Raw genomic sequence first — 903 nt, 5'->3', positions numbered from 1 at the left:
AAAACACTGAGGGAGCCAAGTTCTGGATGAAGGTTTTTAACGACCTTAAAACCCGTGGCGTCGAGGATGTATTGATCGCTGTAACTGATGGCCTTAAAGGCATGCCAGAAGCCTTGAACGCGGTGTTTCCGACGACGACCTTGCAAACCTGCATCGTGCACCTGATTCGTAACAGCCTTGATTACGCCGCCTGGGACAAGCGTCGCGAGTTGGCCAAAGCCCTGAAACCGGTTTATCAGGCACTGAATGTCGAAGCGGCCGAGCACGCTCTTAACGCATTTGAAGCTGGGCCTTGGGGCAAACAATACCCCACCGTCGTAGCCGCTTGGAGACGCGCCTGGGATCGAGTCATCCCGTTTTTCGTCTTCCCGCCAGCCATCCGAAAAGTGATCTACACCACCAATGCCATCGAGAGCATCAATTCTCAGTTGCGCAAGATCATCAAGACAAGAGGCCACTTCCCGACTGACGATGCAGCGACGAAGCTGATCTGGCTGGCACTGCAAAATATCACTGCCAATTGGGGCAGCGCGGCGCACGACTGGAAGACAGCAATGAATCAGTTTGCGATTCTTTATGGAGATCGATTTACCAGGTTGAACTGGTGAAAGAAGGGCTTGCCTTACGGCAGGCCGTTACCGGCCCGCACACAAAAAATCTGACACTCCCTCCTTCGACCAAATTGCAGTCTCCGGCATTGATGCTCGTTATTTTGTCGAGCCACCGGCTTACCCCGCCACGCTGCCCGACAGTCAAGCATTGCTTGGAGACCATGAACTTCCAGTCCTTCATGCCCAGTTGTACAACCACCCGGACAAACGTGTGTTCTACAGCTTTCCAGGACGCCACTGGTTCAGCAGACCTTCGACAGCCAGCACCATTAACAGGTCAGATCTGGTGATT

Annotated in this window: 1 protein-coding gene; it reads left to right on the top strand. The window is 53.4% G+C overall.

Annotated elements, in window-relative coordinates:
* Positions 1-608: IS256 family transposase (locus AACY49_RS29650; protein WP_339527736.1), on the top strand; the 608-nt coding region annotated here is incomplete at its 5' end.
* Positions 609-903 lie beyond the last annotated feature (295 nt).

The organism is Pseudomonas sp. EL_65y_Pfl2_R96, from assembly GCF_963970905.1.
In the GTDB taxonomy this organism is placed as follows: domain Bacteria; phylum Pseudomonadota; class Gammaproteobacteria; order Pseudomonadales; family Pseudomonadaceae; genus Aquipseudomonas.
The sequence above is the reverse complement of the archived record's forward strand: the minus strand, read 5'-3'. Positions and strand labels throughout refer to the sequence as shown.